Origin of the sequence: Methyloglobulus morosus KoM1, assembly GCF_000496735.2 — a bacterium.
Classification (GTDB): Bacteria; Pseudomonadota; Gammaproteobacteria; order Methylococcales; family Methylomonadaceae; genus Methyloglobulus; species Methyloglobulus morosus.
Genome location: NZ_AYLO01000072.1, coordinates 1 through 4,176, shown reverse-complemented (window position 1 = coordinate 4,176; position 4,176 = coordinate 1). Strand labels below are relative to the sequence as shown.

Genomic DNA, 4,176 nt, shown 5'->3' with positions numbered 1-4,176 from the left:
GCTGTTTGGCAATTCTAAAGTTTTTTGAATTAACCGACCACCTGTTTATTTAAGAAAATTGTTGGGTAATTTCTATGCCGGAAACTTGTACCAATGGCTGCTTAATAGAATGGGTTAATAACACCTTATTTTGACTCAAACAGTCCAATATTGATTATGCGCATCCATCTCATTAAAGCCCGTTAGCAGCACCCTTTGTTTAGCGCATCTTATCGATTGGGCTAGATTTCATTCGATTTAGCTTTGGATAAACTACAGGAGTCGTTAACATGGTGCTGGCGACCGCCATCAACAATAAAGCGGTGAAGGATTCGTTAGTAATAATATGTTTATCCAACAAAACATTTGTAAAAATAATCATAATCAACGCTTTTGTTTGTAACAGCCAGCCAATGATCGACGCTTCGCCAGGTCGCCATTTCAGTATTTTTCCAGCGATATATACGCCAATTAACTTACCCGTAATTGAAGCCAATAATAAAATACCCGCAACGACAAATACCGTAACACTGCCAACTTGCCAATTGGTTTTTAATCCCGTACTTAAGAAAAATACCGGCATAACCACTAACAACACATGGTGTCGCAATAAGTCCATTTTTTCTTGATCGTACCAATCGGTATCCAAAATAACGCCGGACAAGAAAGCACCCACCATAAAATGCAAACCAACCCAATCGGAAATAAATCCACACAGAGCCAGCCATATCAAACCCACATACCATCTATCGTTTGGTGGTAACCAGCGCATGAGCTTTCTAACGCCAAATGCTGCGATGCCATAGCCGATTAGAAAAATAACCTGACTCCACACCCTGTGCCAATCCATCAAGATAACCGCCAATATTATCCATATGGCTATGTCATCAAGGCTGGCATAGCGGAGAATACGTTGGCCAAAGGGATGCCTTAATATGTTCAGCTTTTCCAATAATAAAATCAAAATAGGCAGCGCCGTTACCGCACAGGCCATGCCCACACCCACAACAAACTGCCAATCCTGCCCTTTATTCCCAACCCACCCTGGATAGGACAACAAACCACAGGCGACAATACTCCCCAGTATCAGCGGCATACCTAGCGCAAAGCTCGCTGTAATGCCGCTTTCAAAGCGATTGAGCCAAGCAGCCTTAAGGTCTAATTCAATACCAGCTATCCAAACAAAAATCATGACCGCCCACCAGGCAATGCCATTTAAGGACTGAATAACCGGCATACTAAATACGACATTGTAAAATGACGGGTAAGCGGCACCCAGAATGCCGGGGCCTAAAAAAATACCGCATATGATTTGCACCACGACTAGTGGTGCAAAGTAATCTGTTCTACAAACACGCCATAGCAGATAGGGTAAAGTGAAAATAATGAAAATGGCTATTAAAAAGGCTTCGCTGGTATTCATGGGGCTTAAGTTTTTGCTTTATCTGGCTTGGTTTAAACGAGGGATTGATGTGGGCTTTGTTGAATAAATGGGGTCCTGTGGAAGAACTTCTTCCAGCAAGTTATCTTGACCATCCACTGAAAGGTGAGTGGAAGGTTTTTAGGGATGCCCATATTGAGCCGAATTGGTTGTTGATTTACAAGATTGCCGGTGATGTTGTGCGTTTTGAACGCACGGGCAGGCACGCGGATTTGTTTGACGGGTAAAAGTCTGTAAATACGACCGGTCGTCAATCTGAAACATAAGCCCTATTACGGCCTAAGTATCAAAAGGAATAATTTCGTTTTTCCTAGCCTGGGTTACGGTTACAACAAGGTAACATTTTCCGCTTGCGGGCCTTTTTGTCCAGCCGTGACTTCCATCGTTACGCGTTGCCCTTCCTTTAAGGATTTATGGCAATTGCTGTTAATAGCACTATGGTGGACAAATACGTCTTTGCCGCCGTCCTGTTCGATGAAACCAAAACCTTTAGCATCGTCAAACCATTTGACCTTGCCTTCTACAATTACTGACATAAATTTTCTCGTTAAAAACCATTGTTAGGGTGTTACCTTGGCTTGACAGATCCAGGCATGCTCAATTATAACCTGTAAAGGACAGCAAGAACGGACATTCAAAACTTTTAACCAGTTGACGAACCCACGGCCTCCAGACGACCCTAAACCGACGATCACTGGCGTACTTAAACTTTCCTGAAACCAGTCATTCAGGATTAAGTTTTTAATATGCCTTACCCTTCCCATTGCGATGCAATTGCTTCCCTTGTGACATCGACTTAAGGCCAGTTCTCTAGCCGGTTACAGCGCTCAAAAATCTATAAAGCCCATCAATACTGGCTCAACCGATTTTTTGACAATCAAGTCTTTCCTAAAAAGTTAATCGTATTTTCCTTTCGGGATACCCATTTGCGAAGAAATAGGTATTGGGTTGCTGAGGTTGGTAACAGGTGTCTTACCGAGTTTTTTGCGGATGATCTCCTCACCGGCATCAGACAGCAGGTCACGGTGCATCCGCTGGGCATCGCCGAAGAAATAAACGCCGATCTCGGTATCAACCAGGTGCGTCGCCAGTACCCGCAGGGCGGCTTCGTCCTCGAACATGGACTCACCGTAAACCAGGCGAAAGTCGCTGTTCCGCTCTTCTTCCTCTTCGTAGCGTCCCTCATAGGGTTCACCCAACGCCGCAGAGAAATACTGCATGGAAATATTCCCGACACGCGGCATGTGGGAAGCACCCACCACCACGCGCAATCCCTTACGTTCTTCAGCAGTCATCTTTGCAAGCCAAGATTGCACCTGATTATGCATGGTGTTGATTTGGTCTTCGGCCGCCTCGTAGGCATTGGCCAGTATGTCCTCTCTTTGGCTCTGTGTGAACTGGAGCAAGGCGGCCTTCGAAACCATCCCTGTGAGCCATGTAGTGTCCATGAAAGCAAGCGACCGGTCGATCAGCCGTAACTGCCGCTCCCGCTGCGCCGGGCGGAAATTACGTCCATCTATAGAAGGGCGCACCTGAGCAACCAATGCCCGGTACTCTCGCAGCTTATTGAGCTGGTTCCCGTCCAACTTAGCGCCGGCTCCAGAGACCAGTATCACGTAAAGTGCCAAAGGATGGTGGGCCACTGCCTTGAGTTCGTGGTAGCGGTAGCTCAGCGCCGGGGCTTCTGTTCGGGCACCATTTTTGAATAGCACCAACCTATCACCGATTTGAATGATGATTGGGCTGCTTTGGGCCAAGACTTGCTTCCGCAAGTCCGCATACGCGGTGCGGAAAGCCGCATTCAGGGGCGTGAGCGGATCGGACGGTTTAAGCTGGGCGTCATTTGCAACTACTGGTGGCGGAGGCTGCTGGGCATGGAGTAAACTTGCATGGATAAGTGCAATGAATACAATTGCTGTAGGGAGCAATCGGTTCAAGCCTGTCATACTGTTACGGTGATACATAGGCGGCTCCCTTAGCGTGGGTGACAGCCACCTGCCACCGATTTGTCTTGGGCTTATTATTAATTCAGGGGAGTCGCTATTTTTGCTTGCAATACGGGAGGTGTCCATATACAGACATTAAGGAAGTATTGATATAATTTGGGTTTCCACTTAGTTAAACATCTATGCTAACTAGCCAAAGGTCTAACGGTAATTGCTTTATTTGGTAGTGGCTAAACATTAACTGATAGGCTCGAATTATAGGAGACGACAAACCAATGGATAACGCCGTCATGCCAGTCTGCGTCCTTAGAAAACGAAAGCGTTTTCCGCACCATCCGCCCGACCCGCTGGCGCAGGGTGTTGTTCCAGCGCTCCATGTGCGCGGTCTCGCCGGTCCCCTTGCCGACGCTCCGGTGCAGCGCTTCGGAAAACACGCTGGCGTAGGCTTTCCAGAAGTCGCTGAAAGTGCGGCAGCCGCGGTAGGCGTCGGGTATCCTGTCCCAGAGCTTCCTGCAGGTCGCCTCGCTCCGGTCACCGTTGACGTAGGCCACTATCTGCCGCGTCCTGCGGCACAGCGCCGGGCCTTGCCTCGGCCAGGCCATCAGCCACCTTTGGCAAGCGCCGGAGTTTTTTTTAGCCAGGCGGACACGGTGGGGCGCGACACCCCGAAAGCCCGCGAAATGCCCCGCAGGCTCGAACGCTCCTGGTAGGCCCGCAGGATTTCCTCCTTGCGCCCCTCGCTGTACCGGACGGTCGGCTCCAGCACCTTGCAGGCACCGCAGTCCTTGCAGCGGTATTGTTGCTTGCCAG

6 protein-coding genes are annotated in these 4,176 nt (G+C 48.5%); 1 reads left to right on the top strand and 5 read right to left on the bottom strand.

Features of this window, described 5'->3' with window-relative positions; genetic code table 11:
• Positions 1-199: 199 nt before the first annotated feature.
• Entirely contained in the window at positions 200-1,402 is a 1,203-nt protein-coding gene (locus MGMO_RS09905) for a cation:proton antiporter (protein WP_023494915.1), read from the bottom strand.
• Positions 1,403-1,479: 77 nt separating this feature from the next.
• Here MGMO_RS09905 and MGMO_RS09900 point away from each other — a divergent pair, with 77 nt between their 5' ends.
• Positions 1,480-1,647 (top strand): type II toxin-antitoxin system YafQ family toxin, encoded by a 168-nt coding sequence (locus tag MGMO_RS09900; protein ID WP_321163121.1) that lies wholly within the window; start codon positions 1,480-1,482, stop codon positions 1,645-1,647.
• 99 nt (positions 1,648-1,746) lie between these two features.
• Here MGMO_RS09900 and MGMO_RS09895 read toward each other — a convergent pair whose 3' ends face one another.
• The 4 genes from MGMO_RS09895 to MGMO_RS21120 all read right to left on the bottom strand — a co-directional run.
• Positions 1,747-1,956: a cold-shock protein gene (locus tag MGMO_RS09895; protein ID WP_023494913.1), complete on the bottom strand. Its 210-nt coding sequence runs from the start codon at positions 1,954-1,956 to the stop codon at positions 1,747-1,749.
• A 360-nt stretch (positions 1,957-2,316) separates the two neighbouring features.
• Complete coding sequence (locus MGMO_RS09890; protein WP_023494912.1) at positions 2,317-3,492, bottom strand: hypothetical protein; 1,176 nt, start codon at positions 3,490-3,492, stop codon at positions 2,317-2,319.
• Between the two features lie 104 nt (positions 3,493-3,596).
• Positions 3,597-3,968, bottom strand: coding sequence for an IS1 family transposase (locus MGMO_RS21125; RefSeq protein ID WP_036307394.1), 372 nt, complete (start codon positions 3,966-3,968; stop codon positions 3,597-3,599).
• Positions 3,968-4,176: helix-turn-helix domain-containing protein (locus tag MGMO_RS21120; RefSeq protein WP_036307393.1), on the bottom strand; the 209-nt coding region annotated here is incomplete at its 5' end. The genes MGMO_RS21120 and MGMO_RS21125, both read right to left, overlap by 1 nt.